The following is a 26727-nucleotide window of genomic DNA, read 5'->3' on the forward strand; positions in this document are numbered from 1 at the left end:
GTCACTAATGGACTTGTCGTTCCAATTCCCACGTGACCGACGAATGGCTGCGATCCCTCATCGCAACTTGACCGCTGTCCCGGTCACAAACACGACGACCATCCCGCCCTTGCCGGCCGGCATGCTGATCTCATAGTCAAGCCCCACCACCGCGTCCGCCTGAAGCGCCCGTGCCCGCTCCTTGATCTCATCGGTGGCCTGAATGCGTGCTTCCTTCAACGCTCGCTCCAACGTCTGGGAGCGCCCGCCGAAAAAATCGCGCATCCCGGCAAATACGTCACGAACAACGTTGATCCCTTGCACTGACTCGGCGCTGACGATGTCCAGGTAAGCGGTGATTTGCTGGCCTTCAATGGAGTGGGTTGTGGTGGTGATCATTGCTGTTTATTCCTGTTCAGATATTCGGCCAGCGCATCAAACGCCGGCAAAGTCACGGGATCATTGGCCGAGTTGCTGGCCACCGGATGTGATGCGTAACGGACGATGACCATCTCGGCCTTCGGGTCGACATAGATGCGTTGCCCATGAACCCCGCGCGCCATGAACGCCCCGCCCTCCTTGTCCGTCACCCACCACATCGACCGGTAACTCCAGTCTTTGAGCAATGTGTACCCCGCCTTGGCGAAAGCCTGTTTATCAGCACCGGCACGGATATCCTCAATCACGGTCTCAGGTACGATCTGCTGACCATTGAACCGACCGCCGTTACGCAGCATCTCGCCAAACCGCGCCAAATCCCGCAGCCCCGTATTCAGGCCACCGCCGGCGAACGGCGTGCCGATGGAGTCCACGGTGAAATAGGCGTCCTGTTCGGCACCCAATCGGCTCCAGATTTGCTCCGACAGCAGTTGCGCCACATTGCGTCCGGTGGCACGGGCAATGATCCAGCCCAACACATCAGTGTTGACGGTTTTGTAGGCAAACGCTTTGCCGTGCTCGCCTTGGGGTTGCACCGTCTGCAGAAACTCGTAATAACTGCGAGGGCCGTCATAGTCCTTGGGTTTTGGCAACGGGCTGCCCGCCCTGGCATGAGCCCAGACCTCGGCATCCGGGTCCGCATAGTCCTCGCTGTATTTGAGACCCGTAGTCATGTCGAGCACCTGCCGTACCGTAGCGCCACCAAACGCGGAGTCCTTCAACTCCGGTACATATTCGTCAACCCGTTTGCCAGCATCGATACGTCCCTGCGCCACCAACATGGCGCCCAGCGTACCGACCACAGACTTGGTCACCGACATCGCGGCGTGTTGACCGTCCGCCTTCAACACACCGAAATAACGCTCGTAGACGACCTTCCCGCGGTGCATCACCACAATGCCATCGGTGTAGGTAGCCGCCAGGGATTGCTCCCAGGTCATAGGCAGCTGGGCGCCAAGGGGGACGAAGCTGATCCTGTCGATGTCGTCGCGTAGCATGGATACCAAGGGAACAGGCGAACCAAGCCCACGCGAAACATTGATCGTCGGCATCAGTTGCCGGAAATTCGAGACGCTCCAGCGCATTGCCGGAAACCGGAAATAGCTACCGTCTTCAAAACGCACAGTGCGATCAGCGGGAGGTGGAGACCCGACCATCCAGCCCAGCCTGGCGGGGTCGCTGGCTTCGGCGTCGGGAAAGGTTGCAGGAGCGGAAGCGAGGGCCACTGATGACAGGGCGACCATCCCAACAGTCACTATGAACCTGGCGGTACCACGAAAACTGGCGCGAGGACGGAGCATGATGTCGATTCCATTCGAAGAATCCGGACAGTCTAACAGCCGGCTCGCCTTGTTCACTGCTTGCGTGGCCAATGCCAGAGTGCCCTACTGCTATGCTGAAGGATCGGTTCCCTGCGCTGGAGACCATCAGCATGGCGGCAGAAGGCAATCATTCCCCGTTCACTTGCAAGGCTATGGCCTACACGGTTGCAGGCTTCCTTATTGCCCTGATCATTGCCACAAAGCTGCTCGACACTTACTTCGAGCTGACGCTGTTGGCAGAGATCAAGGGCTGGCTGCTACGTACATGGAGCTGGCTTCAGCTGGAAACGCCATTGCCGAACTGGTCGCTACTGATGATTATCGGGGCTTTCGTCAGCACCCTGACTTTAGTGATTTACTACTACCGCAGCAACGACGGAGCCTACAGCGAGCTACATGAGATAGAGCGAAAAATTTACAAAAAGAACAACCCACAGTTTCCACAGCTGACAGATAACCAAACGCTGCTGATGGAAGCTTTGGCCTATCACGCAAACTTCAGAAAAGTTGCAAACCTGGACTCGATTTGCAAACTGGTCTCACTCAGCAAGCTGGAAGTTGAAGAGGGTCTGAAGCAACTCCAGGCTAAACGTCTTGTGAATCAAAAAGTGACACGGGGTACGTTCGGCGCCACCATTTTTGAACTTACCCTGGCAGGTAAGGATTATGCGCAAGAGCGGTTTGAGCTGACGTAGTGGAGACTCGGGAAGTGGCGGGATGTATTGAGTGGCACAACTGAAAAAGAAAAACCCCCGCAAACCGTTAGCTTGCGGGGGTTTTCAGAATGTGGCGGTGAAGGAGAGATTCGAACTCTCGATACAGTTTCCTGTATACACACTTTCCAGGCGTGCTCCTTAAGCCACTCGGACACTTCACCGTATCTCTTCAAACATGTTCTGTCTGTCGAGGCGCGCTAATGTAGTCGAAAGCTTTTCCGATGGCAAACATTTTTTTCAGAATTTTCATGCGGTTAACGCGATTCAGCGTTTGCGCTCCCTCCGGGCCATGGCAAACCGGCCAATCTCCGGCTTCGTGCCCTCCTCTATATAGAGGGGAATGCGCAGCAGGCGCGGCGGGCTGCGCCTGGCGGCAGGCAAAGGGTGACTGGCGGGTCAGTCACGGCGCTTTACCTGGCCTGCGGCGGTGGGTAACGTCTGCCCATCTTTATTGAAAGGAATAGCGTCATGAGTGAGTTGATTTCCTACCATCTCGAAGACGGTATCGCGACCCTGACCTTGAGCAATGGCAAGGTCAATGCCATCTCCCCGGATGTGATTGCCGAGTTCAACGCTGCGCTGGATCGGGCAGTGACTGATCGTGCGGTGGTGATCATTACCGGCCAGCCGGGCATTCTCTCTGGCGGTTATGACTTGAAGGTGATGACGGCCGGCCCTAGAGAAGCCGTGGCATTGGTGACCTCCGGCTCGACCCTGGCTCGCCGCCTGCTGTCGCACCCCTTCCCGGTGATCGTGGCGTGCCCGGGGCATGCGGTGGCCAAGGGCGCGTTCCTGCTGTTGTCGGCCGACTATCGCATCGGCGTAGACGGTCCGTTCAGCATTGGCCTGAACGAAGTGCAGATCGGCATGACCATGCACCACGCGGGCATCGAGATCGCCCGTGACCGCCTGAACAAAGTGGCGCTTCAGCGCTCGGTGGTCAATGGCGAGATGTTCAATCCACAAGGCGCCGTGGCTGCCGGTTTCCTGGATGTCGTGGTGTCGGCTGAAGAGCTGCAAGGCACGGCACTGGCGGCGGCTCGTCAGTTGAAGAAGATCAACATGACCGCGCACAAGAACACCAAGTTGAAAGTGCGCAAAGCACTGCTGGAGGCCCTGGACAACGCGATCATCCAGGACCAGGAGCATTTGGGTTAAGCCCGGATCGGCTGCAACGAAAAGCCCGACCGTCGTGTCGGGCTTTTTTGTACCTGTCCTGGTTAAACACCTGTAACCGCTCTAGACCGCATCTGACCCATTAGTCGGAAACATCAGCACAAACATCGGCTATCTCTCACTACTCTGGCAGCAATTGCCGAAAACAGTGCACATCCGTACACTGCGCCACCTTTTGTCCCGGTGGGGCCTGTAAATGCTGTTTTTGTTTCGTATGTCATTGATGGGCCTACATTTTATCGTGGCGGGTGTACTGGGTGTAATCCTCGGCCTGTGTCGGCCTTTCAACCCGGACAACAGCCGCCTGTGCGCACGCCTGTATGCGTGGCCGGCGATGTGTATTTTGCGTTTGCGGGTGAAGACCGACGTCGGGCCGTTGATGGATAAACCTGACAGTTGCGTGATCATCGCCAATCATCAGTCCAACTACGACCTGTTCGTGTTTGGCAACGTGGTGCCCCGCCGTACCGTGTGCATCGGCAAAAAGAGCCTGAAATGGGTGCCACTGTTCGGGCAGCTGTTCTGGCTGGCCGGCAATGTGCTGATCGACCGCGGCAATGCGCACAAGGCGCGCAAGTCGATGTTGACCACCACCCACACCCTGCAAAACAAAGACACCTCGATCTGGGTGTTCCCGGAAGGCACGCGCAACCTGGGTGAGGAGTTGCTGCCCTTCAAGAAAGGCGCCTTCCAGATGGCCATTGCCGCCGGGGTACCCATCGTGCCGGTGTGTGTCAGCAGCTACGTCAAACACATGCGATTGAACCGCTGGCGTAGCGGGAAAATCCTGATTCGCTCGTTGCCGGCGATTCCCACCGCCGGATTGAGCCTGGACGACATGCCCCTGCTGATTGCCCAGTGCCGCGAACAGATGCGTGAATGCATCGAGTCGATGGACCGGCAACTGCAAGCCGCCTGAACAAGAAAACCCGCCTGGTGCGGGTTTTCTTTTGCCTGTGAGACTTTACCGGCGAACTCGGCAGATTTAACTGACTCTCAAACCCTTGCGAGGCTAAGCTGATCGACACTGCCATTGCATTTGTTGCCAATTGAAAGCCGCCAAGAAGAAGTGAATCACCATCATGGGTAGAGTTGTTGCTGCGGCGGTTTATAGCGCCGGTAAGAAAGTCACCAATATCACCCTCGACGAAGGCGCAGCCTGGGCGGCAAAGCCCGGGCACTTTGTCTGGATCGGCCTGGAAGAGCCGAACGCCCAGGAACTGAGCAATCTGCAACGCCAGTTCAACCTGCACGAACTGGCGATTGAAGACGCCCTGGAAAAGCACAGCCGGCCGAAGCTGGAAACCTTCGGCGATGCGCTGTTCATCGTTACGTACTCGCCGATTCGTAATGAAGGCAAACTCGAATTCATCGAAACACATATCTTTGCGGGCAAGGGTTACATCATTACCGCACGCAACGGCCATTCGGCTTCCTACGCCTATGTCCGACAGCGCTGTGAGGCACGTCCGATTCTGCTGGAGCACGGAGAAGATTTCGTACTTTACGCCATCCTCGACTTCGTCATCGAAAACTACCAGCCAATGGGTGAAGCCATCCATGCTGAAATCGATGAGCTGGAACGCAACGTACTTTGCAGTGCGCTGAATGAGCATGACATTCAGAAACTTCATGGCTTGCGCCGGGATGTCTTGCGCCTGCGTCGTTACGCGGCGCCGATGGTGGAGATTGGCGAGGAACTGCAAAAGCTGAGCTTCCCGTTCATCGACAAGAACATGCGTCCGTACTTCCGCGATGTGCAGATCCATGTAACGCGGCAGATGGAAGACCTGACAACCCTGGCGGATATTGCCAGCCAGACGATTGAGGTCGGGGTGCTGCTGGAAGCCTCTCGCCAGAGCGTGGTGCAACGCAAGTTTGCGGCCTGGGCGGCGATTCTGGCCTTTCCGACGGCGGTGGCGGGGATCTACGGGATGAACTTCCAGAACATGCCGGAGTTGAGCTGGCACTACGGGTATTTCGGGGTGCTGGGGTTTATTACGCTGGGCTGCCTGGGGTTGTGGGCGAGCTTCAAAAAGTCCGGCTGGTTGTAGGCGCGAGCTCGCTCGCGAAAAACCTGAGAGCACCGTGGGCTGTCAGGTTTGGCGCGTTATCGTTCACGACCATCGCGAGCAGGGCTCGCTCCTACAGGTTTTAAACAGCGGCCGGCTTGTGCGCGACAAACCGCATCATCCACTCGGCAACCGTGGTGCCGTGGTGCTCCTGCTCCAGGCTCGCAATGCCTTTGGAGTAGATCTGCTGGCCCAGCGCATCCTGACGAATCTCCAGCAGGGCGCGGGAGTAGTCGTGGATGAACTCCGGATGCCCCTGGAAGCACAGCACCTGATCGTTGATGTGGTAGGCGGCATAGGGGCAGAAATCGCTGGAGGCGATGACCGTGGCGTTCTCCGGCAGCGACGTGACCTGATCCTGGTGGCTGATCAGCAGCGTCAGTTCTTCGCGTACAGGACTCATCCATGGCGCCTTGGCGGCCAGTTTGTAGTTGTGGGTGCCGACACCCCAGCCTTGAGTGGCGCGCTCGCTCTTGCCACCAAGCAGCAATGCCAGCAACTGATGACCGAAGCAGACACCGAGCAACTTGTCGCCACGCTCGTAGCGGGTCAACAGGTACTTCTTGAGGGTTTCGATCCACGGGTCGGTGCCGAAGGAATCGGCCTTGCTGCCCGTCACCAGGTAGGCATCGAATGTCAGGTCGTCGCTTGGGTATTCACCCTGCACCACGTTGTAGACGGTGAACTCGGCGGCAATCGGCTGCTGCGAAAACAGGTGTTTGAACATCTGCCCGTAGCCCTGATATTGGTCAACCAATTCCGGACGCAGGTGGTCGGTTTCCAGAATGCAGATGCGTAACGACATAAAAAATACCTGACACGTGATGGGAATAATGCACACCCCAGAGCCTGCCTTGAAACACTGTGACAAGGCAAGCCCCGAAATGTGTCATCGCGCCCTTAGAAGGCCTCCCCTTTCGCCGCTTTTTCCAGGAGCAGTGCAGGCGGCGCGAACCGTTCGCCATATTGCTTGGCCAGGTACTGGGCGCGGGCGACGAAGTCCTGTACGCCGTACTGGTTGATGAACTGCAGTGCACCGCCGGTCCAGGCGGCAAAACCGATGCCGAAGATCGAGCCGACGTTGGCGTCCGCCGTCGAGGTCAACACGCCCTCCTCCACACAACGCACGGTTTCGATGGCTTGCACGAACAGCAGGCGATCACGCACATCCACTGGCGAAATCTGCCCGTCGGCTTTCTCGAAGCGTTTTTTCAACTCCGGCCACAGGTGTTTCTGGCCGCCCAGCGGATACTCATAGAAACCGCCACCGGCCGCCTTGCCCGGACGCTTGAACTCATTGAGCAGCAAGTCGATGACGGCAAACGCAGGATGTTCTGTCAGCGGCTTGCCTTCTGCTTGCAGGTCCTTGGCCGTTTGCAGGCGGATATGGTTCATCAGGCTGAGGGAAACTTCATCAGAGATCGCCAGCGGCCCTACAGGCATGCCGGCCTTGCGTGCTTCAGTCTCGATCATCGCCGCGTTCACACCTTCACCCAGCATGGCAATGCCTTCGTTGGTGAAGGTGCCGAACACCCGCGACGTGAAGAAACCGCGGCTGTCATTGACCACAATCGGGGTTTTCCTGATTTGCAGGACGTAATCGAATCCGCGGGCCAGGGTTTCGTCGCTGGTGTTGGCACCCTTGATGATTTCCACCAGCGGCATTTTTTCCACGGGGCTGAAAAAGTGCAGGCCGATGAACTTGCTCTGATCGGGCACGGCGCACGCCAGGCCGCTGATCGGCAAGGTCGAGGTGTTGGACGCGATCACTGCGTCCGCGCCGACGACCTTCTGCGCGGCCAACGAGACTTTGGCCTTCAGGTCACGATCCTCGAACACCGCCTCGATGATCAGGTCGCAACCGGCCAGGTCAGCATCGTTTTCGCTGGTTTGAATGCGCGCCAGCACCGCGTCACGTTGCTCGACGCTCATTTGTCCGCGGGCGACTTTCTTGTCCAGCAGCGCTGCCGAATGCGCCTTGCCCTTCTGGGCTGCGGCGAGGTTGATGTCCTTGAGTACCACGTCGATACCCGCCGACGCGCTGACAAACGCAATACCGGCGCCCATCATCCCGGCGCCGAGCACGCCAACCTTGCGGGTGACATAAGGCGCAAAACCTTGCGGCCGCGAGCCGCCGGCGTTGATTTCGTTGAGCTGGAACCAGAACGTGCCTATCAGGTTTTTCGAGACCTGGCCGGTGGTCAGCTCGGTGAAGTAGCGGGTTTCGATCAGGTGCGCGGTGTCGAAATCCACCTGCGCGCCCTCCACCGCTGCGCAGAGGATTTTCTCCGGCGCGGGCATCGTGCCCTGGGTTTTGCTGCGCAGGATAGACGGGGCAATCGCCAGCATCTGCGCGACTTTCGGATTCGACGGTGTGCCGCCCGGAATCTGATAGCCCTTCACATCCCAGCGTTGTACCGCCACCGGGTTGGCGAGAATCCACGCCCGCGCCTTGGCCAGCAGATCTTCGCGGTCGGTTGCCAACGCGTCGATCAAGCCTGCCTGCAATGCCTGTTGCGGCCGCACCTTCTTGCCTTCCAGCAGGTACGGCAGGGCTTTTTCGATCCCGAGCATACGCACCATGCGCACCACGCCACCACCGCCCGGCAGCAGGCCGAGGGTGACTTCCGGCAGGCCGAGTTGCACCGCAGGATTATCCAGCGCCACCCGATGATGGCAGGCCAGGCAGATTTCCCAGCCGCCGCCGAGTGCCGCACCATTGATCGCCGCAACCACCGGTTTGCCGAGGGTTTCCAGGGTGCGCAACTGCCCCTTGAGGGTCAGCACCATGTCGTAGAAGGCTTTGGCTTCGGGCTTGCCGACCTTGATCAATTCATTGAGGTCGCCGCCGGCAAAGAAGGTTTTCTTGGCCGACGTGATGATCACGCCGGCGATGTTGTCCTTGTCGCCCACCAGGCGCGCGACGCAGTCGGCCATGGCCTCGCGGTACACCGCGTTCATGGTGTTGGCGCTCTGGTCCGGCAGGTCGATGGTCAGGACGACAATGTGGTCCTGATCTTTTTCGTAACGAATGGCTTCGCTCATAACGGGGTTCCTTGAAGTCCGGGCTCAGAGGCGTTCGATGATGGTGGCAATGCCCATGCCGCCGCCGACACACAGGGTCGCGAGGCCATAACGCAGGCGTCGGGCTTCCAGTTCATCCAGCAGCGTGCCGAGAATGGCGCAACCGGTGGCGCCCAGCGGGTGGCCCATGGCGATGGAACCGCCGTTGACATTGACCTTGTCCGGGTCGACCGCCATGTCCTTGATGAATTTCAACACCACCGAAGCGAATGCCTCGTTGACCTCGAACAGGTCAATGTCTTCGACCCGCAGCCCGGCCTTGGCCAACGCCTTGCGGGTCGCCGGCGCAGGGCCGGTGAGCATGATGGTCGGATCGGTACTGGTGACCGCCGTGGCGACGATCCGCGCCCGGGGCTGCAGCCCCAACTCCCGGCCCTTGGCTTCGGAGCCGATGAGCATCAGCGCCGCACCATCGACAATCCCGGAACTGTTGCCCGGGGTGTGAACATGATTGATCCGTTCGACATGGCTGTAGACCCGCAGCGCGGTGGCATCGAATCCCATCTGCCCCATCATCTCGAAACTCGGCTTGAGCTTGCCCAGGCCTTCCAGAGTCGATTCGGCGCGGATGAACTCATCGTGATCGAGCAGGATGATGCCGTTCTGGTCCTGCACCGGCACCAGCGACTTGTTGAACGAACCGTCGGCCCGCGCCCGCGCGGCCTTCTGCTGGGAATGCAGGGCGTAGGCATCGACGTCCTGACGGCTGAAGCCTTCAAGGGTGGCGATCAGATCGGCACCCACCCCTTGCGGAGTGAAATGGCTGTGCAGGTTGGTCGCCGGGTCCAGCGCCCAGGCGCCGCCATCGCTGCCCATCGGCACCCGTGACATCGACTCGACACCACCGACCACCACCAGATCCTCGAAGCCGGACCGCACTTTCATTGCGCCGAGGTTGACCGCCTCCAGCCCCGAAGCGCAGAAACGGTTGATTTGTACCCCCGCCACACTGACATCCCAATCCGCCACCTGGGCGGCGGTCTTGGCGATGTCAGAACCTTGATCGCCAATCGGCGTTACGCAGCCGAGCACCACGTCATCGACCTGGCTGGTGTCCAGCGCCGTGCGCTGCTGCAGCGCGCTGAGCAAACCGGCCACCAGATTCACCGGTTTGACACTGTGCAAGGCGCCGTCGGCCTTGCCTTTGCCACGGGGCGTGCGTAATGCGTCGAAAATCAATGCTTGGGTCATGACGTCCTCGAACCGCAGTGCAGGAGAGTAAAGGCAGAGTGCTCACTCTTGGCCCGAGCGGCGTTTGATTCAATGACCGCAGCGCTCACAGATGTTGACGCACACGCTCAGACGGACGGTCGTGAACGAGTGGATTAACCGTTTCAGGACACCAAGCTGTCTAGCCAACGGGCGGCAAAGAAGCTGGCAATAGGCCTCATACCTTTTTTAAAGCGAATCGTGACAACACCATACGAAATGGATCTAAACCAAGCGCTGCGCGGGCTCTAAGGTGAACTTGTACGAAGTTGTCGTCGGGTTTTGCCGAGGCGCTCGTCACTGCAGGAAGTGCAACGCGCTGCCATCATGGAGATATGCAGGCAGGCATCAGGAAATAACAATAAAGGCGGTCAAGCCATGTTCAAACAATCGAAAGTACGTCAAGCCGGGCTCATCCTTTTTGCCACCACGCTGTTGTTGATATTGCCGAACCTGACCAAGGTCATCGGCTAGTCGCGTCTAAAAGATACGGCGTCACAGTTTTTGAATTGCCACTATCAAAATGTGACTGGCCCGCTACCCGGGCCAGCGTGGCTGTGCCACCCTTCATGGCACTTCCACGACATGGACGGCGATCACTTTGAAAATGCTCATTCTGCTCGGGGCCCTGCTATTCGGCTCGCCCCTTTTGGCCGCACAGCTGAATCTGGAGCTGGGCGCGAACAGTCGCACCTGGCAGACGGAGGAATTGCTCAAGCATCCTCAGGTGCAAACCATCACCATCAGCAACGACGTTTCCTACAAACGGGACATGAGCTACCGCGCCGTGCCTCTCTCCGCCCTGCTGACCGGCATCAAGCCTGACGACCACTTGCAAGCCGTGGCCCTGGATGGCTTTGCCGCCGAAATGGCCGCGGCGCCGTTGCTCAGTACCCAAGGGGCACGGGCCTGGCTGGCGATTGAAGACCCGGCCGAACCGTGGCCAGCACTATCGGAAGACAAGCCGGGTGCCGGGCCGTTCTACCTGGTCTGGACCGATCCGCAGGCCGGCAACATCAGCCCCGAGCAATGGCCGTTCCAGGTCGCGAGCATCAAGCGCCTGGCGCCTGTGGCCGAGCGCTTCCCTGCCCTGCTGCCCGATCCGGCCTTGAAGGCCGATGATCCGGTGAACAAGGGTTTTGCGTTGTTCCAGAAGAACTGCCTGGCGTGCCATCGACTCAATGGTGCCGGGGATGCGCAGTTCGGGCCGGACCTGAATATTCCATACAACCCGACCGAGTACTTCGGCGCGGACTTCCTCAAGCGCTACATTCGCGATCCACAGAGTTTGCGCCAATGGCCGCAGGCGAAGATGCCCGGTTTCTCGGCCGAGGTGTTGCCGGATGGGGATCTGGGGATGCTGGTGGGGTATTTGCAACATATGGTCGGGCGCAAGATCAAGCCCTGACTCGCACGCACTGTAGGAGCTGCCGAAGGCTGCGATCTTTTGATTTTGCTTTTTAAAAGACAACGTCAAAAGATCGCAGCCTTCGGCAGCTCCTACAAAGGGCGATCCGCGGTATTACTGTTGTTGCACCGAAATCACCGGCGCGGGCGTCGGTGAGACCAGCACCTTGGCATGCATCTGCTCACACCCGCCGCCCCGGCGCATTCCGCGTACCGGGCAGGCATCCAGGTAATCCAGGCCCACCGCCAGTTTCAGGTGACGTTCCGGCCGGGCCAGTTCGTTGGTCACGTCGAAGCTGTACCAGGCGTCATCCAGCCAGGCTTCGGCCCAGGCGTGGCTGGCCAAGTGTTCGCTGCTTTCGCTGTACAGATAGCCCGACACATAACGCGCAGGAATGCCCAGGCTGCGGGTGCAGGCAAGAAACGCATGGGTATGGTCCTGACACACGCCGGAGCGTCCGGCAAAGGCCTGGGCCGCGCTGGTGTCCACTTCCGTGGAACCCGGCGTGTAGGTCATATGCTGGTTGAGCCCATGCATCAGATCGATCAACGCCGTGCGGTCGCGGCGCTGCTTGCACGCCTTCTCGGCGAACGCACGCAGGGCGGCGTCGGCTTCAGTCAACCGGGTGAAGCGCAGAAACGGCAGTGCCGATTGGCTTTCGTGTTCGGCCTCACGCCATTCATCGATATCGACCTGGCCGCGGGCACCGATGATGATCGCCTCGTGGGGCTCGTCCATGGTCAGCACATGCAGGATGTTGCCGAACGGATCGAGTTGCGCCCGCACCGGACGCGGCAGGTCGAGCTGCCAGCTGAGCACGTGCTGGCGCTCGCTGTCGTGGGGCGTCAGCCGCAGGTACTGGATGCTCGCCCGCACCTTGTCTTCGTAGTGATAGGTGGTCTCGTGGCTAATGGAAAGTCTCATGCGGCCTCCAGATAAGAACTGTGAATCGCGTTACCCAACTGGCGCACCAGCGGGATGAACTCGGTCAGCCAGGCGTGCAGGCCTTCTTCGAGAATTTCATGGATGCCGGTGTAGCGCAGGCGCGCGTCCATTTCTGCCGCCTGGCGCTGCGCCGGACGACCGTTGGCCCCCGGCAATTGCGCGAGGATCTGGTCGATTTCTTCGGTGCAGGCGCGCAGGGAACGCGGTACATCGGCGCGCAGCAACAGCAATTCGGCAACATGGCGGGCGCCAGGGGCGTCGCGGTAGATTTCCGTGTAGGCCTCGAACGATGACAACGCCCGCAACAACGCGCTCCACTGGTAATACGCGTGAGCGGTGCCATCGCTGACCGCTTCGGCCTGGTCGCCGGCCATCTCGTAGCGGGCATCGAGCAGGCGCAAGGTGTTGTCCGCCCGCTCGATGAAGGTCCCCAGACGAATGAAGCGAAACGCATCGTTACGCATGATGGTGCCGTAGGACGCGCCCCGGAACAGGTGGGAACGTTCCTTGATCCACTCGCAGAATCGGCTCATGCCGTAGCGACTGAGGCCCTGTTCGGCGATGCCGCGAATTTCCAGCCAGGTGGCGTTGATGTTTTCCCACATGTCGGCGGTGATGCGCCCACGCACCGCATGGGCGCTGGCCCGTGCGGCGCCGAGGCAGCTATAGATGCTCGCCGGGTTGGCCGCATCCAGGGCAAAGAAATGCAGCAGCCGTTCGGCATGCAGTTCGCCATGGCGCTCCAGGTAATCGTCCAGGGTGCCGGTGATCAACAGCGGCATGGCCAGTTCGTGCAAACCGTCGCCACGGCCGTCTTGCGGCATCAGCGACAGCGAATAGCTGATGTCGAGCATCCGTGCGAGGTTTTCCGCCCGCTCCAGATAACGCGACATCCAATACAAATCCGAGGCAGTTCTACTTAACATGGCAGGCTTCCTTTAATCCTCGACCACCCAGGTGTCCTTGGTTCCGCCACCCTGGGAGGAGTTGACCACCAGGGAGCCTTCGCGCAGGGCGACACGGGTCAAACCGCCGGGCACCACCCGGGTCTCACGCCCCGACAGGACAAACGGCCGCAAGTCAATGTGGCGTGGTGCGATACCGTTTTCGACAAAGGTCGGACAGGTCGACAGCGACAGCGTCGGTTGTGCGATATAGGCATGAGGCTTGGCGATGATCCGCGCGCGGAAGGCTTCGATTTCCGCCGCCGTCGCCGCCGGCCCCACCAGCATTCCATAACCGCCGGAGCCCTGGGTTTCCTTGACCACCAGTTCTGGAAGATTGGCCAGCACATGGGAAAGTTCAGACGGATTCCGGCACTGCCAGGTCGGCACGTTCTTCAGGATCGGCTCTTCATCGAGGTAGAAACGGATCATGTCGGTCACGAACGGATACACCGATTTGTCGTCCGCCACCCCCGTGCCGATGGCATTGGCCAACACCACGTTGCCGGAACGGTAGGACGACAGCAGCCCCGGCACGCCGAGCATCGATTCCGGGTTGAAGGCCAGCGGATCGAGGAAGGCGTCGTCGAGGCGACGATAAATCACGTCGACCGCTTTCGGCCCATCGGTGGTGCGCATGAAGACCTTGTCGTCACGCACGAACAGGTCCGCGCCTTCCACCAGTTCCACACCCATTTCCCGCGCCAGAAACGCATGCTCGAAGAACGCACTGTTGAAGCGTCCCGGTGTCAGCACCACCACGCTGGGGTTGTCGATGGGGCTTGAGCTTTTCAGGGTATCGAGCAACAGGTTCGGGTAGTGGTCGATGGGGGCGATGCGTTGCGCCGCGAACAGTTCGGGGAACAGGCGCATCATCATCTTGCGGTCTTCGAGCATGTAGCTGACGCCGCTCGGTGTGCGCAGATTGTCTTCGAGCACGTAATACGTGCCGTCGCCGTCGCGCACCAGGTCGACGCCGGAGATGTGCGAGTAGATATCGCGGTGCAGGTCCAGCCCCTGCATCGCCAACTGGTACTGCTCGTTGGCCAGCACCTGCTCGGCCGGAATGATGCCGGCCTTGATGATGCGTTGCTCGTGATACAGGTCGGCGAGGAACATGTTCAACGCCTTGACCCGCTGGATGCACCCGCGCTCGACGACCCGCCATTCACTGGCGGGGATACTGCGGGGGATGGTGTCGAAGGGGATCAGGCGCTCTGTGCCCTGCTCGTCCCCGTAGAGCGTGAAGGTAATCCCGGCGCGATGAAACAGCAGATCGGCCTCGCGTCGCCGTTGTGCCAGAAGCTCGTCAGGCGTCTCGGCCAGCCAACGGGCAAACTCCCGATAATGCGGGCGGACCTGGCCGCCGGCATCGTACATCTCATCAAAATAGGTGCGGATCATGCCGTACTCCTTGTCACTCGGACGTCCAGACCTTCGCAAGGCCCGTGCCAGCGGCATAAACGCTTTGATATCAATCAGTTGGATAATCAATGCGCAAGTACCGCACCATTCCTGTGCGGCAAATGCTCCAATCTGATCGCCCCCGCTTCATTGCAAGGCGTGGCTATCGCCTATCACCAGCATAGCCAGAGATGATTTCACTGCCCGGTAACGGGTGCGGATAATCTAGGCATTCGCTGAAAAGCACACCGAACTTCCCTTTTAGCCGCCTGCTCAGGCGGCTTTTTTTGCCGTCTTGAAACAAGATCAAAAGATCGCAGCCTTCGGCAGCTCCTACAGGGTGTGTGCGATCTTTTGATCTTCAACATCCAAAAACGAAAACGGCCAACCCGAAGGTCAGCCGTCAATGCCGGTTGTCACTGTTCATAAGCTTATGCGAGTCGCCCTCGTACCTCCTGTTTCACACCCCAGCCTTCGATGATGCCGCCCAACGGCTCGACAACCGCTTCGAAACCCTGTTCGAAGTCGCCGATATCGTCGTAGGTGGCATACATGACTTTGCACAACTCCAGCGCCCAGGCGCCATCGTCGCGCACACTGACTTGCGCATCCAGGGATTCACCACGGTGGAAATGACCTGCCGCCCTGCGTGCCCGCTCCTCATCCGGGAAAATGGCGTAGAACTCGATGGGATGAAACCGCGAAAAGTCAAAACCGCCTTCTTTCATGCGGCGCAACACGCTGCTGCTGATGTCTTCTTGATAGGCTGTGCTCATGAAACGTCCTCCTCAAAACGATGGATAGACTTTCCGTACTCCCTCACCCGCAACCGAACAGCGCGAGCGACGGCAACCGATGTGCCGGCGGGAAACAAGCATGGAGCTGACAAGACCAGACCTTAGCGATTCATTCGCTGATCTCGCTTGCAGAGTAGCCTCAAGATAGAGCCTCTGCCAAGGCCTGGATGTGAATGCGACAGGTGTCGTTCAGATTGGAGTAATGCCGAGGATTTCAATGCTGTTCTGGGACTTGAGCTCTTTGACACTCGCATCGGCGGTCCGCCCTTCCAGATCGTTCAGATCCAGTTCGGCAGCGACAGGAAGAAGCCGTTCCTTGATGAGCTTGGCGGCACGCTCGTTGTCCGGGCGCTCGGTGCACTCGAAGACTTCGTCGGTAGTTTCGCCATGATCATCCACGAAAGTGATTTTCCACTTTTGCATTGATGCCTCCTCGATAAAACCCATGGATGGGCTTACACATATCTGGACTTTGACAACGAGTGATCGTTCAAACGGATTACAGCGGCTTGCGTAGGAGCTGCCGCAGGCTGCGATCTCTTGATCTTGATCTTTAAAAAGCCAGGTCAAAAGATCGCAGCCTGCGGCAGCTCCTACAGGGCAGCGCTTTAGTCGTTGCTTGGCTTGTTCACTGCCTGCAACACGTATTGCGGCAGGGCGAAAGCGCCGATGTGGATTTCAGAATTGTAGTAGCGGGTGACGATGCCGCTGCCCGTGAAACGCTGTTGCAGGGTTTCGCGGGACAACTTGCGATAAGCGGTATCGGTCGCGCCCCAGGCGAAGGTCATCGAGCCGCCGATGTAGGTCGGCACAGCGGCCTGGTAGAAGTGCCAGTCCGGGAACAGGCTGCGCAGGCGACCGGCGGTGGTCTTCACTTCTTCGATCTGCATGAACGGCGTGCCGTTCTGGGTCACCAGGATGCCGCCTTCATTCAGGCAGCGGTGGCAAGCCTGGTAAAAGTTTTCCGAGAACAGCACTTCGCCCGGCCCGATCGGGTCAGTGGAGTCGGAAATGATCACGTCGAACTTTTCAGTGGTGGTGGCGACGAAACGCATGCCGTCGTCGATCACCAGGTTCAGGCGTGGATCATCGAATGCACCCTTGGAGTGATTCGGCAGGAACTCCTTGCACATGTCGACCACGGTGCCGTCGATCTCGACCATGGTGATGTGCTCGACACTGCGGTGCTTGGCCACTTCACGCAACATGCCGCCGTCGCCGCCGCCGATGATCAGCACGCGCTTGGCGGTGCCATGGGCGAGGATCGGCACGTGGGTCAACATTTCGTGATAGATGAATTCGTCGGCTTCGGTGGTCTGGATCACGCCGTCCAGCGCCATCACGCGGCCCATGCGCGGGTTCTCGAAGATCACCAGGTGCTGGTGTTCGGTGCGCACTTCGTGCAGCAGTTTTTCCATGCGAAAACGCTGGCCGTAGCCTTCGTAGAGGGTTTCCAGGTAGTCGCTGGTCGGGATGTTGCTCATGGGAAGTGCTCCGATGAATGCGGGTGGCAACGGACGGTTACCCGCCCATGATGGCCATTCGTTCGTCTCGAATGACCGGGAAAGGCGCGCATTCTACGTCGCGGAACATGACAGGTCGAACCTTCGTCATCGAAGTACCCACAGAACATTGTGGGAGCGAGCCTGCTCGCGAAGCGGACGATGCGGTGTTCAGTTGCTCCGCGTCATCGTTCTTCGCGAGCAGGCTCGCTCCCACAGGTACAGTGTCGCTTGTTCAGGCCCGTACATTGCCCCGCGGCCCAGCGATGGCCCAGATGATCAGCCCCAACACCGGCAACAGTGCGATCAACAGTACCCAGAGGACTTTCATCCCGGTCTCGGCGCTGCTTTTGAATACGTTGATGATGGCCCAGATGTCCAGGGCAAAAATGATCAAGGCAACCAGGCTGTTGAACGTGGAACCCATGGTGACGCTCCTGAAGAGTGATTTGCCCTCTTAGGATAGACGGTCGTCGCGAGGGTTCCCTTTGATTTGACAGTATTTGGCTATCAGACGTGGATCGCCACCTTCAGGGCTTCCAGGGAGGGCGCGGCTGCGATGCCGGCTTCTGCGCACAATTCCAGCACGCTGGGAACGTCATTGCCGTACACCAGCACCACCTGCAATTCGTCATCGAGCAACTGGCTGAAGTTCATCAGCGTGTAGCCGCCGTTTTCCTTGTTCAGGCTGCTCATTTGCACTTGGATGCGGTTGAGCGCGGTCAAGGCTTCGGTCTTGGCCAGTTGCTTGGGCTTGAGATTGAACTCCACGCCCGGGCCGAACGAGGCGACGATCTGCGCGAACAGGTCCATGTAGGTGTCAGCCTGGAACAGCACCGTTTCCGGCAGGCTGCCGACCACCACCCATTCACCCAACGGGATCGGGAAGGTTTCGTCGTAGTTGATGTCCGGATTGGCGCTCAGAAAAACCTGCGGATCGGCGTAGGCCTGGGCCGCTTCCTCGGCGACCTTGAGGATTTCGTCTTCGCCCATGCACCCGGAGCTGATTTTGTTGATGAGTTCGACGAGTGCGGCTTTCATGGGGAGGATCCTGTAGCGAGGGGGATTTTGAGGGCGCGAAGGATACCGCAAGGATAGTTTCGATTGTCCAAAAAAGATCGCAGCCTTCGGCAGCTCCTACAGGTCCACGCGGTTCAAATGTAGGAGCTGCCGAAGGCTGCGATCTTTTCAAACAATCAGCCAACCAGTTTCTGCAACTGCGCAACCGTATCGGCAGCCCCCATGGTCCTGGCAGCCTCCAGTGCAGTGATGCCATTGGCGTCCTTGGCATTCGGGTCGGCACCCTTGCTGATCAGGTAATCGACCACTTCGACGCGGTTGAACATCGCCGCCATCATCAGCGCCGTGCGGCCATCGAAGGACGAGCCTTCAACCTGCGCGCCGCCCTCGACCAAAGCCTTGATCACCGCCAGGTCGCCCTTGAAGGCGGCGCCGGCAATCGGGCTCTGGCCGTTGTCGTTGCGGATCTCCGGGTCGGCCTTGTGCTCCAGCAGGACTTTTACCGTGTCCACATGACCGTGGTACGCGGCCAGCATCAGCAAGGTATCGCCCTTGTGGTTACGCAGGTTCGGCGGCAAACCCTTGGTCAGCAGCGCGGCCATCATCGCCGCATCGCCCTCCCGTGCCTTGTTGAATACCTGCTCGGCAAATTCGGCGGCTTCTTCGGGGGTCATCTGGCGGCTTTTGTCTGACATTGGGCACTCCCTTTTCTGTCATTCGTAAAAGCCGACAGTTTCCCGAGCGGTCCCGGCACTGTCACTTGTTTTTTCTCATGGGCGGCCATAGCCAGATTCAATAGCGGTACTTGCCGCCGTGAATGTCAGACAACAATTGCTCCGTGACCTGCACGTAAGTCTGGGTTCCCGGCAGCCAGGCATAGATCGGGTCATCACCGGTCCTACCCGGGTCGAAGGCTTCGTCCTTGAGCCGGGTCTTCTGATACTTGAACGTCCCGGTGGTCTCCATTTTCACTTTCACCCGCAGGAACAACGGCACCGCATAGGCCGGCATTTGCTCGCGGGCAAAGGCCAGCAGTTCGCTGAAGTCCAGGGTGGCCAGGGATTCGGCGGGCGTGATCGCCGCCATCCCGGCCCGGCCATTGGTGTTGCGGATTTCCACGCCGTAGGCCACGGCTTCGGAAATATGCGGGTGTTGCAGGAGGATGTTCTCGACCTCCGTGGTCGACACGTTTTCACCCTTCCAGCGGTAGGTGTCGCCCAGGCGGTCGACAAACTGCGCATGACCAAAGCCGATGTTGCGCAACAGGTCGCCGGTGTTGAAGTAGCGGTCACCCTTTTCGAACACATCCTCAAGCACGACCTTGGCGGTTTTCTGCGGGTCGGTGTAGCCGTCCAGCGGAGCCTTGTCGTCGATTTTTGCCAGCAACAGCCCTTGTTCGCCCTTGGCGACCTTGCGCATCAAGCCATTGGCTTCACGAATCGGCGCGCCGCTGTCGTGGTCATAGGCGACCAGTTCCCAGGACATCAGGGAAAACCCGATGGTGTTGTCGAAATTGAGAATGTTGGTGAACCCGATATTGCCGTCGCTGGCGGCATAGAGTTCGCAAATGTGATTCACCGCAAAGCGGGTCTTGAACTCGTTCCAGGCGCCGGGGCGCAGGCCGTTGCCGATCATCTTCTTCACATCGTGCCGGCTGTCGTTAGCGCTCGGTGGTTGATCGACCAGGTAGCGGCACAGTTCGCCGACATAACCGATGGTGGTTGCCTGGTATTTGCGTACGTCGCTCCAGAATTGACTGGCGCTGAATTTGCGGCGGATGGCGAACCCGCTGGCACCACTGACGGCCGAGCCCCAGCACACGCAAAGGCCGGTGGCGTGGTACAGCGGCAAGGTGCAATAGACGACATCCTCCGGGCGCATGTCCAGCGCGATCATGCCGAAGCTCGCGGAGCTGCGCATCCAGCGGCCATGCTTGAACACTCCGGCCTTGGGCAGCCCCGTGGTGCCCGAGGTGTAGATATAAAAGCAGGGATCGTCGAAGAAAATCTGCCGGCTGCTGGCCGGGTTGTCGCAGGCGTCGTCGAGGCTTACGGTCATCAGGTTGATGAACCCTTCAGGCGCGATACCCGGTTGGCGAGAGGTGTCCTGATCGGCGACGAACCAGGTTCGCGCAGGCTGGATCGACACCCGATCCCGTATTGCCTGGTAAGCCGGGACCAGTTCCTCACCGACAATGATCGCCACCGGCGCCACCAGATTCACACTGTGCACCAGGGTGTCGCGGGTCTGCGAGGTATTGAGCAAGGCACTGATCGCGCCGACCTTGGCCATCGCCAGAATCGTCACCAGCAGTTCCGGGCGGTTCTCGATGAAGACCGCCACCACGTCACCCTTGCCGATACCTTGGCCGATCAGGTGATGGGCGATGCGGTTGGCCCACTGGTTGACCTCGGAGTAACTGAGCGTGACGTCGTCCTGCAGCAGCGCCGGGCCATCCGGGTTGCGCAATGTGGCTTGCTCGAAACTCCAGCCCAAACCACACGCCTGGGTCGGGTCCTTGACGTTGGCGACCTTCATGCCCTTGACCACCCGGGGGATGGCCTTGGCGATGGAAGGCAGCTTGCGGAGCATCATGCCCCAGGTAATCGTGTCGTTCGACGTGCGGCTCATGATGCTCCCGTTCGCTGTATTTTTATTGTCGGGCGGCGATGTCTGAGGCCGAAAATACGTCAACGGTTCTTGAGCTGTACACGCGGTTTTTGAAATGTTTTGTATCTGCGATCTTGATCGGCGATCGATAGGTTGCCCGGCGTGAACCCTGCCTTGAGCAATGGTTCCATCGAATCGCCGAGCGACCTCGCAAAATGCAGGATGCACGATGGCCATTCATGCAGATTGCACGAATGCAAAAAACATCAAAAAAAGTAAGTCATTGATTTTTATTGATATTTGCCAAGTAAAAACACTGGCACAAAGGCTGCAACGGTCTCTCCACGCCATTCAAGTCATCACGGAGCTGAACGACATGAGCCTGATTCAGGAAAAATTTACGTCCCTGTTCTCCAACTACACAGTCACCACCCAGGCCCGTCCTGATGGCGGGATCCTGCTGACACTGAGCGGCGGCGAAGGCAAAGTGTTCAAACGCTCGATTTCCTACCAGCAATTGCACAATGGCGACCAACTGACGTGGGTCATCAGTGCGATTCGCCGCGACCTCGCCGAACAAGCCAGTGAGTTGCCGCAGATTTCCTTGCTGCAAAGCCAGCAACGGTTTGCCTTGCCGACTTATCACTCGCTGTAAAAGGGTAAAAAAACCTGTGGGAGCGAGCCTGCTCGCGAAGACGGAGTGTCAGCCAACATCAATGTTGAATGACAGATCGCCATCGCGAGCAGGCTCGCTCCCAAAGGGGGTTGTGGCGTTTAGAAAATAGCGGGATCGATCCGCGCAAAGCTGTCCACAGTGATATGCGCCGCCAGTTCCCCGCCCTCGCGAGCCAGGCCGCAAGTGGCCATCCCCGCTGTACGCGCCGCATCCAACTCCTCGACGATGTCAGACAGAAACAGAATCTGCCCCGCCTTGATGTGGATCGCCTGGGTGATGTTGACGTAGGACTGCGCCTCGCGCTTGGGGCCCGAAGTGGTATCGAAGTAGCCGCTGAACAGCGGCGTCAGGTCCCCCGCCACCGAGCAGCCAAAGATCAACCGCTGGGCCTGGATCGAACCGGACGAGTAAACAAACAGTTGAAAGCCATCCTGATGCCAGCGCTTGAGCGCTTCAACGGCGTCCGGGTACACGTGGCCCTGCAACTGCCCGGCCTGATAGCCCTGCTCCCAGACCATGCCCTGCAACGCTTTCAACGGCGTGGCCTTGCGGTCTTCGGCAATCCAGCCCAACAGGATCTCGACGACCCGTTCAACGTCGGCGTCCGGCTCATTGCTCTCGCGGCGTACGGCGGCCAGTTGTTCGGCCACGTCAGCGCGCCCGGCCTGCTCTCGAACAAACGCCGGCAGGTGCTTGGCGGCATAGGGAAACAGCACGTCGAAGACAAAACTCACCGCGCTGGTGGTGCCTTCGATGTCGGTGAGAATCGCTTTGATCGGCATCGACTCAGTCCTCCAGACGCGGGAATTGGCTGGCGATGTCTTCACCGGTGAAATTGGCCACCCAGCCTTCCGGGTTGTTGAACAGGCGGATCGCAATGAAATGCGGGTGCTCGCCCATGTCGAACCAGTGTTTGGTACCGGCCGGCACCGAGATCAGATCGTTCTTCTCGCACAGCACGGCGTAGACGTAATCGTCGATGTGCAGGGTAAACAGGCCACGGCCGGCGACGAAAAATCGCACTTCGTCTTCGCCATGGCGGTGTTCGTTGAGGAACTTGGCGCGCAGTTCGGCTTTTTGCGGGTGATCGCTGTTGAGGCTGATCACATCGACAGTGATGTAACCGCGCTCGGTCATCAGCTGGTCGATTTGCGCTTGATAGGCGGCAATCACTTCTTCCTGAGTGGCGCCCGGCTGAAGCCTGGTGGCGGCTTGCCAACGGTCGAAGCGCACGCCTTGTTCAGCCAGGGTCGAGGCGATGTCTTCGAAATGGGTCAGCACCTTGTTGGGGATTTCAGGGCTGGAGACGTGATAAACGGACAGGCTGCTCATCAGGGCAACTCCTTAACGGTTCATGCTTTAACGTTCAAGAGCGAGCGCATCTTCAACTCGCACTCGAACAAAAATTCAAAGGCCTCGATCTGCCGCAGGGCATCGCTCATGCGCGCGCCCCAGGTGTACAGGCCATGGCCGCGGATCAGGTAACCGACGCAATCGGGATGGGCGTCCAGCCAAGGCTGCACTTTGGCGGCCAGGCGCGCAATGTCCTGGTCATTGTCGAAAATCGGCACGCGCACCCGGGACTCGTGGGTCGTCACACCGCTGAAGGCTTTTTGCAGTTCGTAGTCTTCGAATTCGATGAAGTCTTGCGGCGTCAGGCGTGACAGCACGGTGGCATTCACCGAATGGGTGTGCAGCACCGCGCCGATCTCGGGCCGCCAGCTGTAGAGCTGAGTGTGCAGCAGAGTTTCGGCGGACGGCTTCTTGCCCGGCTCCAGGCTATTGCCTGACAGGTCGGTGGCCAGCACATCGTCCATGCCCAACTGGCCCTTGTGCTTGCCGGAGACGGTCAGCAAGGCTTCGGTCGGCGACAGACGGGTCGAGTAATTGCTGCTGGTGGCCGGCGACCAACCGCGGCCATAGAGAAAACGCCCGGCGTCGATGATTTCCTGGGCGAGGTGTTCACGGGTAAGGCTCATGGCCTGTCCTCTTGCATACATGTGGCAATGATAACGGCAGCTGCGAGCGCTGCGAGGCTGGCAATACTAAAGGTCAATGCGGCGCCAAGGGCGTTCCAGCTGTAACCGGCGTACAACGCGCCCATTGCGCCACCCGTGCCGGCCAGGGCGGCGTACAGTGCCTGCCCCTGACCTTGCTGGCGCGCACCGAAGCTACGTTGCACGAATTGAATGGCAGCGGCGTGAAAGCTGCCGAATGTCGCCGCGTGCAACACCTGGGCAAACAACAGCACCCAAAGAAACTCCGCCAGCGAACCCAGCAACAGCCAGCGCAACGCCGCCAGCAGAAAGCTGGCCATCAGCACCCGGCGCAGCGAGACGCGCGCGAGTATCCGGCTCATGGCCAGAAACATCAGCACTTCGGCGACTACGCCGACCGCCCAGAGCATGCCGATCACACCGCGGCTGTAACCCAGCCGCTCGAGGTGCAGGGTCAGAAACGTGTAGTAAGGCCCATGGCTCATCTGCATCAGCGCCACGCAGACGTAAAACGCCAATACACCGGGGCTGCGCAGTTGCTTGAGAAATCCGTCCCCCGCCACCCGGTTGCCCGGTGTCGGTTGGGCATTGGGCACCCACAGGCTGCTGAGCACGATGCCGGCCAGGATCAGCACCAGCGCCGCGGGGTAGATGTCGAGGCTCAGCCATTCGAACAGCCTGCCCAGCGCGACCACGGTGATGATGAAACCGATCGATCCCCACAGGCGAATCTGGCTGTAGCGCGAGGTCTGCCCCTGCAGGTGCGCCAGGGTGATGACTTCGAACTGCGGCAACACCGCGTGCCAGAAGAACGCATGCAAGGCCATGACCATCGCCAGCCAGGCGTAGGTCTTGCTGACGAAAATCAGCGAGAAGGTCAGCAGCGTGCACACCGCGCCAAAACGCACGATGGCCAGCCGCCGCCCCGTGAAGTCGCCCAGCCAGCCCCAGATGTTCGGCGCCACGCAGCGCATCAGCATCGGGATCGCCACCAGCTCGCCGATGCGCGCGGCGCTGAATCCCAGGTGATCGAAATACAGCGCCAGAAACGGCGCTGTCGAACCGAGCAAGGCGAAATAGAACAGATAGAAACTGGAGAGCCGCCAGTACGGGAGCGCCGCAGTCGCCATCAGACGGCTGCGACCAGGAGGTCAGCCATTTACAGCTGACCCAGCACCGGCGTGCTCACACGCACATCGGCGTTCTGCCCACGGTGACGCAGCAGATGATCCATCAGCACGATGGCCATCATCGCCTCGGCGATCGGCGTGGCACGGATACCCACGCACGGGTCGTGACGGCCCTTGGTGATCACTTCCACCGGGTTGCCATGGATGTCGATGGAACGGCCCGGCGTGGTGATGCTCGACGTCGGCTTCAGCGCCAGGTGCGCAACGATAGGCTGGCCGGAGGAAATGCCGCCGAGAATGCCGCCGGCATTGTTGCTGAGGAAACCTTGCGGGGTCATTTCATCGCGATGCTCGGTGCCGCGCTGGGCGACGCTGGCGAAACCGGCGCCGATTTCCACGCCTTTGACCGCGTTGATGCTCATCAGCGCATGGGCCAGTTCGGCATCGAGACGGTCGAAGATCGGCTCGCCCAGACCTGGCATCACACCTTCGGCCACCACGGTGATTTTCGCGCCGACCGAATCCTGGTCGCGGCGCAACTGGTCCATGTAGGCTTCCAGTTCCGGCACTTTGTCCGGATCCGGGCTGAAGAAGGCGTTCTGCTCGACCGATTCCCAGGTCTTGAACGGGATTTCAATCGGCCCGAGCTGGCTCATGTAGCCGCGAATCACGATGCCCTGGCTGGCCAGGTATTTTTTCGCAATCGCACCGGCCGCAACGCGCATTGCGGTTTCACGGGCCGAGCTGCGACCGCCACCGCGGTAGTCGCGCTCACCGTACTTGTGGTGGTAGGTGTAGTCGGCGTGGGCCGGGCGGAACAGGTCCTTGATCGCCGAGTAGTCCTTGGACTTCTGGTCCGTGTTGCGGATCAACAGGCCGATGGCGCAACCGGTGGTGCGACCTTCGAACACGCCAGAGAGGATTTCGACTTCGTCGGCTTCCTGGCGCTGGGTGGTGTGGCGGCTGGTGCCGGGCTTGCGGCGGTCCAGGTCACGCTGCAGATCCTCCAGGGATATCTCCAGGCCCGGCGGGCAGCCATCGACAATGGCGACCAACGCCGGGCCATGGCTTTCGCCCGCGGTGGTGACAGTGAACAGCTTGCCGTAGGTATTGCCGGACATGCAGGACGCTCCGTGAAATGAACCTGAATACGTAATGCGCGCCAGTATACGCAGGCTACCCAAGTAGTTCATCCTCGAACCTTATGGGTGCCTGTGAGTCCAACCGGCATCTTCTTGATGATGGCGTGATGATGCTGCGAGTTCTAGCCTTGAGCCTTACCCTGATTTCCGGCTTCGCCCAGGCGACTGTCCTGCAACGGCCGATCACGTTGGACACCGGCACCGGCGAGCTTTTCGGCTCTTTGCTGCTGCCCAAGTCCGACAACCCGGTCCCCGTTGTCCTGATCATTTCCGGCTCCGGCCCTACGGATCGCGACGGCAACAACCCTGACGGCGGGCGTAACGACAGTCTCAAACGCCTGGCCTGGGTGCTGGCCAAACACAACATCGCCAGCGTGCGTTACGACAAGCGCGGTGTTGCAGCAAGCCTGGCCGCGACGCCGGACGAGCGCAATCTGACGGTCGACGCCTACGTTTCCGACGCCGAGGCCTGGGGCCAGAAACTCAAGACTGATCCGCGCTTCGGCAAACTGATCGTGCTCGGACACAGCGAAGGCGCCTTGATCGCCAGCCTGGCCGCGCCAACCATCGACGCCGATGCGGTGATTTCCGTCTCGGGTAGCGCGAGGCCGGTCGATCAGGTGATCCGCCAGCAACTGGGCAATCGCCTGCCACCGCCGTTGTTGCTGCGCAGTAATCAGCTGCTCGACAGCCTCAAGGCCGGGAAGCCCGACGACAATGTGCCGCCACCCTTGCAGGCCATTTTCCGTCCGAGCGTGCAGCCGTACCTGATTTCCCTGTTCCGCCAGGACCCGGCTGCTGCGTTTGGCCAGTTGAAGATGCCAGCGCTGATCATCCAGGGCAGCAACGACATCCAGGTCGGCGTCAATGACGCCAGGCTGCTCAAGGCCGCCAAACCGGACGCCGAACTGGCCCTGATCGAGGGCATGAACCACGTCATGCGCATCGTACCCAACGACGTCAAACGCCAGCTGGCATCCTATAAAGACCCGCAATTGCCTCTGGCGGCGGAACTGAGCACGCGAATCCTCGGGTTTATCGACGGACTTCGCACCAGTTAAGCGCTGCTGGGGGCGTTATCAACCCGTTTTCATGGTGTGAAAAATAGTTGATAACGCCCCCAGCCCTCCAGTCTTGAAAAAAACGGCCGATAAGC

General features: G+C 59.6%; 26 protein-coding genes, 1 tRNA gene and 1 pseudogene. 7 read left to right on the top strand and 21 right to left on the bottom strand.

Annotated elements, in window-relative coordinates; genetic code table 11:
- Window positions 1–57 precede the first annotated feature (57 nt).
- Both CD175_RS17055 and CD175_RS17060 read right to left on the bottom strand, forming a co-directional pair.
- Entirely contained in the window at window positions 58–378 is a 321-nt protein-coding gene (locus CD175_RS17055) for a YbjQ family protein (RefSeq protein ID WP_104449789.1), read from the bottom strand.
- Complete coding sequence (locus CD175_RS17060; RefSeq protein ID WP_240629008.1) at window positions 375–1661, bottom strand: serine hydrolase domain-containing protein; 1287 nt, start codon at window positions 1659–1661, stop codon at window positions 375–377. Before CD175_RS17060 ends, CD175_RS17055 begins: the two co-directional genes overlap by 4 nt.
- A gap of 188 nt (window positions 1662–1849) precedes the next feature.
- On the opposite strand from CD175_RS17060, the gene CD175_RS17065 reads away from it, so the two are divergent.
- A complete protein-coding gene (locus tag CD175_RS17065; RefSeq protein WP_104449969.1) occupies window positions 1850–2434 on the top strand; it encodes a hypothetical protein in 585 nt (194 codons plus the stop codon).
- A 92-nt stretch (window positions 2435–2526) separates the two neighbouring features.
- On the opposite strand, the gene CD175_RS17070 is transcribed toward CD175_RS17065, so the two are convergent.
- Window positions 2527–2616: transfer RNA gene (locus CD175_RS17070), tRNA-Ser, on the bottom strand.
- Window positions 2617–2923: 307 nt separating this feature from the next.
- On the opposite strand from CD175_RS17070, the gene CD175_RS17075 reads away from it, so the two are divergent.
- From CD175_RS17075 to CD175_RS17085, 3 genes are all read left to right on the top strand, one after another.
- Complete coding sequence (locus CD175_RS17075; protein WP_102702387.1) at window positions 2924–3613, top strand: crotonase/enoyl-CoA hydratase family protein; 690 nt, start codon at window positions 2924–2926, stop codon at window positions 3611–3613.
- A gap of 214 nt (window positions 3614–3827) precedes the next feature.
- Window positions 3828–4550: a lysophospholipid acyltransferase family protein gene (locus tag CD175_RS17080; RefSeq protein ID WP_104449791.1), complete on the top strand. Its 723-nt coding sequence runs from the start codon at window positions 3828–3830 to the stop codon at window positions 4548–4550.
- A gap of 163 nt (window positions 4551–4713) precedes the next feature.
- The gene (locus CD175_RS17085) at window positions 4714–5685 is read left to right on the top strand and encodes a magnesium and cobalt transport protein CorA (protein WP_104449792.1); all 972 of its coding nucleotides are present in this window, start codon (window positions 4714–4716) and stop codon (window positions 5683–5685) included.
- A 100-nt stretch (window positions 5686–5785) separates the two neighbouring features.
- Here the strand turns inward: CD175_RS17085 and CD175_RS17090 are convergent, their stop codons facing one another.
- The 3 genes from CD175_RS17090 to CD175_RS17100 form a co-directional block, all read right to left on the bottom strand.
- On the bottom strand, window positions 5786–6508 hold the full coding sequence (locus tag CD175_RS17090) for an amidotransferase (protein ID WP_007971914.1): 723 nt from the start codon (window positions 6506–6508) through the stop codon (window positions 5786–5788).
- A gap of 95 nt (window positions 6509–6603) precedes the next feature.
- Window positions 6604–8748 carry a 3-hydroxyacyl-CoA dehydrogenase NAD-binding domain-containing protein gene (locus CD175_RS17095; RefSeq protein ID WP_104449793.1) on the bottom strand — a complete coding sequence of 715 codons (2145 nt, stop codon included), beginning with the start codon at window positions 8746–8748 and terminating at the stop codon, window positions 6604–6606.
- Between the two features lie 24 nt (window positions 8749–8772).
- Complete coding sequence (locus tag CD175_RS17100; RefSeq protein ID WP_104449794.1) at window positions 8773–9978, bottom strand: acetyl-CoA C-acetyltransferase; 1206 nt, start codon at window positions 9976–9978, stop codon at window positions 8773–8775.
- Between the two features lie 603 nt (window positions 9979–10581).
- Between CD175_RS17100 and CD175_RS17105 the strand changes: the two are divergent.
- Window positions 10582–11404: pseudogene (locus CD175_RS17105) on the top strand (c-type cytochrome).
- A gap of 114 nt (window positions 11405–11518) precedes the next feature.
- Here the strand turns inward: CD175_RS17105 and CD175_RS17110 are convergent.
- The 10 genes from CD175_RS17110 to CD175_RS17155 all read right to left on the bottom strand — a co-directional run bounded on the left by CD175_RS17110 (window position 11519) and on the right by CD175_RS17155 (window position 20647).
- Complete coding sequence (locus CD175_RS17110; RefSeq protein WP_104449796.1) at window positions 11519–12328, bottom strand: transglutaminase family protein; 810 nt, start codon at window positions 12326–12328, stop codon at window positions 11519–11521.
- On the bottom strand, window positions 12325–13275 hold the full coding sequence (locus tag CD175_RS17115; protein ID WP_104449797.1) for an alpha-E domain-containing protein: 951 nt from the start codon (window positions 13273–13275) through the stop codon (window positions 12325–12327). Before CD175_RS17115 ends, CD175_RS17110 begins: the two co-directional genes overlap by 4 nt.
- Window positions 13276–13287: 12 nt before the next feature.
- The gene (locus tag CD175_RS17120) at window positions 13288–14697 is read right to left on the bottom strand and encodes a circularly permuted type 2 ATP-grasp protein (protein ID WP_007971899.1); all 1410 of its coding nucleotides are present in this window, start codon (window positions 14695–14697) and stop codon (window positions 13288–13290) included.
- A 431-nt stretch (window positions 14698–15128) separates the two neighbouring features.
- Window positions 15129–15473, bottom strand: coding sequence for a ribonuclease E inhibitor RraB (locus CD175_RS17125; protein WP_007971898.1), 345 nt, complete (start codon window positions 15471–15473; stop codon window positions 15129–15131).
- A 210-nt stretch (window positions 15474–15683) separates the two neighbouring features.
- Entirely contained in the window at window positions 15684–15917 is a 234-nt protein-coding gene (locus tag CD175_RS17130) for a hypothetical protein (protein ID WP_104449798.1), read from the bottom strand.
- Window positions 15918–16102: 185 nt separating this feature from the next.
- Window positions 16103–16978 (bottom strand): polyamine aminopropyltransferase, encoded by an 876-nt coding sequence (speE, locus tag CD175_RS17135; RefSeq protein WP_104449799.1) that lies wholly within the window; start codon window positions 16976–16978, stop codon window positions 16103–16105.
- Window positions 16979–17231: 253 nt separating this feature from the next.
- Window positions 17232–17423 carry a PLD nuclease N-terminal domain-containing protein gene (locus CD175_RS17140; protein WP_104449800.1) on the bottom strand — a complete coding sequence of 64 codons (192 nt, stop codon included), beginning with the start codon at window positions 17421–17423 and terminating at the stop codon, window positions 17232–17234.
- Window positions 17424–17506: 83 nt separating this feature from the next.
- A complete protein-coding gene (locus tag CD175_RS17145) occupies window positions 17507–18037 on the bottom strand; it encodes a hypothetical protein (RefSeq protein ID WP_104449801.1) in 531 nt (176 codons plus the stop codon).
- A 155-nt stretch (window positions 18038–18192) separates the two neighbouring features.
- Window positions 18193–18711 carry an ankyrin repeat domain-containing protein gene (locus tag CD175_RS17150; RefSeq protein ID WP_104449802.1) on the bottom strand — a complete coding sequence of 173 codons (519 nt, stop codon included), beginning with the start codon at window positions 18709–18711 and terminating at the stop codon, window positions 18193–18195.
- 97 nt (window positions 18712–18808) lie between these two features.
- A complete protein-coding gene (locus CD175_RS17155; RefSeq protein WP_104449803.1) occupies window positions 18809–20647 on the bottom strand; it encodes a long-chain-acyl-CoA synthetase in 1839 nt (612 codons plus the stop codon).
- A 355-nt stretch (window positions 20648–21002) separates the two neighbouring features.
- Here CD175_RS17155 and CD175_RS17160 point away from each other — a divergent pair, with 355 nt between their 5' ends.
- The gene (locus CD175_RS17160) at window positions 21003–21281 is read left to right on the top strand and encodes a DUF3509 domain-containing protein (protein WP_104449970.1); all 279 of its coding nucleotides are present in this window, start codon (window positions 21003–21005) and stop codon (window positions 21279–21281) included.
- A gap of 119 nt (window positions 21282–21400) precedes the next feature.
- On the opposite strand, the gene mtnC is transcribed toward CD175_RS17160, so the two are convergent.
- From mtnC to aroC, 5 genes are read right to left on the bottom strand one after another with little or no spacing between them, the layout of a single operon-like run.
- On the bottom strand, window positions 21401–22084 hold the full coding sequence (mtnC, locus tag CD175_RS17165; protein WP_104449804.1) for an acireductone synthase: 684 nt from the start codon (window positions 22082–22084) through the stop codon (window positions 21401–21403).
- A gap of 4 nt (window positions 22085–22088) precedes the next feature.
- A complete protein-coding gene (locus tag CD175_RS17170; protein WP_104449805.1) occupies window positions 22089–22634 on the bottom strand; it encodes a 1,2-dihydroxy-3-keto-5-methylthiopentene dioxygenase in 546 nt (181 codons plus the stop codon).
- A 20-nt stretch (window positions 22635–22654) separates the two neighbouring features.
- Window positions 22655–23281 (bottom strand): methylthioribulose 1-phosphate dehydratase, encoded by a 627-nt coding sequence (locus CD175_RS17175; RefSeq protein WP_095964025.1) that lies wholly within the window; start codon window positions 23279–23281, stop codon window positions 22655–22657.
- On the bottom strand, window positions 23278–24429 hold the full coding sequence (locus CD175_RS17180) for an MFS transporter (protein WP_104449806.1): 1152 nt from the start codon (window positions 24427–24429) through the stop codon (window positions 23278–23280). Before CD175_RS17180 ends, CD175_RS17175 begins: the two co-directional genes overlap by 4 nt.
- A 29-nt stretch (window positions 24430–24458) precedes the next feature.
- Entirely contained in the window at window positions 24459–25550 is a 1092-nt protein-coding gene (gene aroC, locus CD175_RS17185) for a chorismate synthase (RefSeq protein WP_085716874.1), read from the bottom strand.
- A gap of 83 nt (window positions 25551–25633) precedes the next feature.
- Here aroC and CD175_RS17190 point away from each other — a divergent pair, with 83 nt between their 5' ends.
- A complete protein-coding gene (locus tag CD175_RS17190; protein ID WP_104449807.1) occupies window positions 25634–26632 on the top strand; it encodes an alpha/beta hydrolase in 999 nt (332 codons plus the stop codon).
- Window positions 26633–26727: the final 95 nt, after the last annotated feature.

Source organism: Pseudomonas laurylsulfatiphila (assembly GCF_002934665.1).
GTDB classification, from domain to species: domain Bacteria; phylum Pseudomonadota; class Gammaproteobacteria; order Pseudomonadales; family Pseudomonadaceae; genus Aquipseudomonas; species Aquipseudomonas laurylsulfatiphila.

Excerpts from the sequence above, each read along its gene's own strand:
- CD175_RS17145 (WP_104449801.1), bottom strand. The coding sequence starts at position 18,037 with ATGAAAGCCGCACTCGTCGAACTCATCAACAAAATCAGCTCCGGGTGC.
- CD175_RS17115 (WP_104449797.1), bottom strand. The coding sequence starts at position 13,275 with ATGTTAAGTAGAACTGCCTCGGATTTGTATTGGATGTCGCGTTATCTG.
- CD175_RS17120 (WP_007971899.1), bottom strand. The coding sequence starts at position 14,697 with ATGATCCGCACCTATTTTGATGAGATGTACGATGCCGGCGGCCAGGTC.
- CD175_RS17175 (WP_095964025.1), bottom strand. The coding sequence starts at position 23,281 with ATGAGCCTTACCCGTGAACACCTCGCCCAGGAAATCATCGACGCCGGG.
- CD175_RS17160 (WP_104449970.1), top strand. The coding sequence starts at position 21,003 with ATGAGCCTGATTCAGGAAAAATTTACGTCCCTGTTCTCCAACTACACA.
- CD175_RS17095 (WP_104449793.1), bottom strand. The coding sequence starts at position 8,748 with ATGAGCGAAGCCATTCGTTACGAAAAAGATCAGGACCACATTGTCGTC.
- CD175_RS17055 (WP_104449789.1), bottom strand. The coding sequence starts at position 378 with ATGATCACCACCACAACCCACTCCATTGAAGGCCAGCAAATCACCGCT.
- CD175_RS17090 (WP_007971914.1), bottom strand. The coding sequence starts at position 6,508 with ATGTCGTTACGCATCTGCATTCTGGAAACCGACCACCTGCGTCCGGAA.
- CD175_RS17065 (WP_104449969.1), top strand. The coding sequence starts at position 1,850 with ATGGCGGCAGAAGGCAATCATTCCCCGTTCACTTGCAAGGCTATGGCC.
- CD175_RS17130 (WP_104449798.1), bottom strand. The coding sequence starts at position 15,917 with ATGCAAAAGTGGAAAATCACTTTCGTGGATGATCATGGCGAAACTACC.
- CD175_RS17100 (WP_104449794.1), bottom strand. The coding sequence starts at position 9,978 with ATGACCCAAGCATTGATTTTCGACGCATTACGCACGCCCCGTGGCAAA.
- speE (WP_104449799.1), bottom strand. The coding sequence starts at position 16,978 with ATGAGCAACATCCCGACCAGCGACTACCTGGAAACCCTCTACGAAGGC.
- CD175_RS17110 (WP_104449796.1), bottom strand. The coding sequence starts at position 12,328 with ATGAGACTTTCCATTAGCCACGAGACCACCTATCACTACGAAGACAAG.
- CD175_RS17190 (WP_104449807.1), top strand. The coding sequence starts at position 25,634 with ATGGGTGCCTGTGAGTCCAACCGGCATCTTCTTGATGATGGCGTGATG.
- CD175_RS17125 (WP_007971898.1), bottom strand. The coding sequence starts at position 15,473 with ATGAGCACAGCCTATCAAGAAGACATCAGCAGCAGCGTGTTGCGCCGC.
- mtnC (WP_104449804.1), bottom strand. The coding sequence starts at position 22,084 with ATGCCGATCAAAGCGATTCTCACCGACATCGAAGGCACCACCAGCGCG.
- CD175_RS17080 (WP_104449791.1), top strand. The coding sequence starts at position 3,828 with ATGCTGTTTTTGTTTCGTATGTCATTGATGGGCCTACATTTTATCGTG.
- aroC (WP_085716874.1), bottom strand. The coding sequence starts at position 25,550 with ATGTCCGGCAATACCTACGGCAAGCTGTTCACTGTCACCACCGCGGGC.
- CD175_RS17085 (WP_104449792.1), top strand. The coding sequence starts at position 4,714 with ATGGGTAGAGTTGTTGCTGCGGCGGTTTATAGCGCCGGTAAGAAAGTC.
- CD175_RS17075 (WP_102702387.1), top strand. The coding sequence starts at position 2,924 with ATGAGTGAGTTGATTTCCTACCATCTCGAAGACGGTATCGCGACCCTG.
- CD175_RS17180 (WP_104449806.1), bottom strand. The coding sequence starts at position 24,429 with ATGGCGACTGCGGCGCTCCCGTACTGGCGGCTCTCCAGTTTCTATCTG.
- CD175_RS17060 (WP_240629008.1), bottom strand. The coding sequence starts at position 1,661 with ATGGTCGCCCTGTCATCAGTGGCCCTCGCTTCCGCTCCTGCAACCTTT.
- CD175_RS17155 (WP_104449803.1), bottom strand. The coding sequence starts at position 20,647 with ATGAGCCGCACGTCGAACGACACGATTACCTGGGGCATGATGCTCCGC.
- CD175_RS17170 (WP_104449805.1), bottom strand. The coding sequence starts at position 22,634 with ATGAGCAGCCTGTCCGTTTATCACGTCTCCAGCCCTGAAATCCCCAAC.
- CD175_RS17150 (WP_104449802.1), bottom strand. The coding sequence starts at position 18,711 with ATGTCAGACAAAAGCCGCCAGATGACCCCCGAAGAAGCCGCCGAATTT.
- CD175_RS17140 (WP_104449800.1), bottom strand. The coding sequence starts at position 17,423 with ATGGGTTCCACGTTCAACAGCCTGGTTGCCTTGATCATTTTTGCCCTG.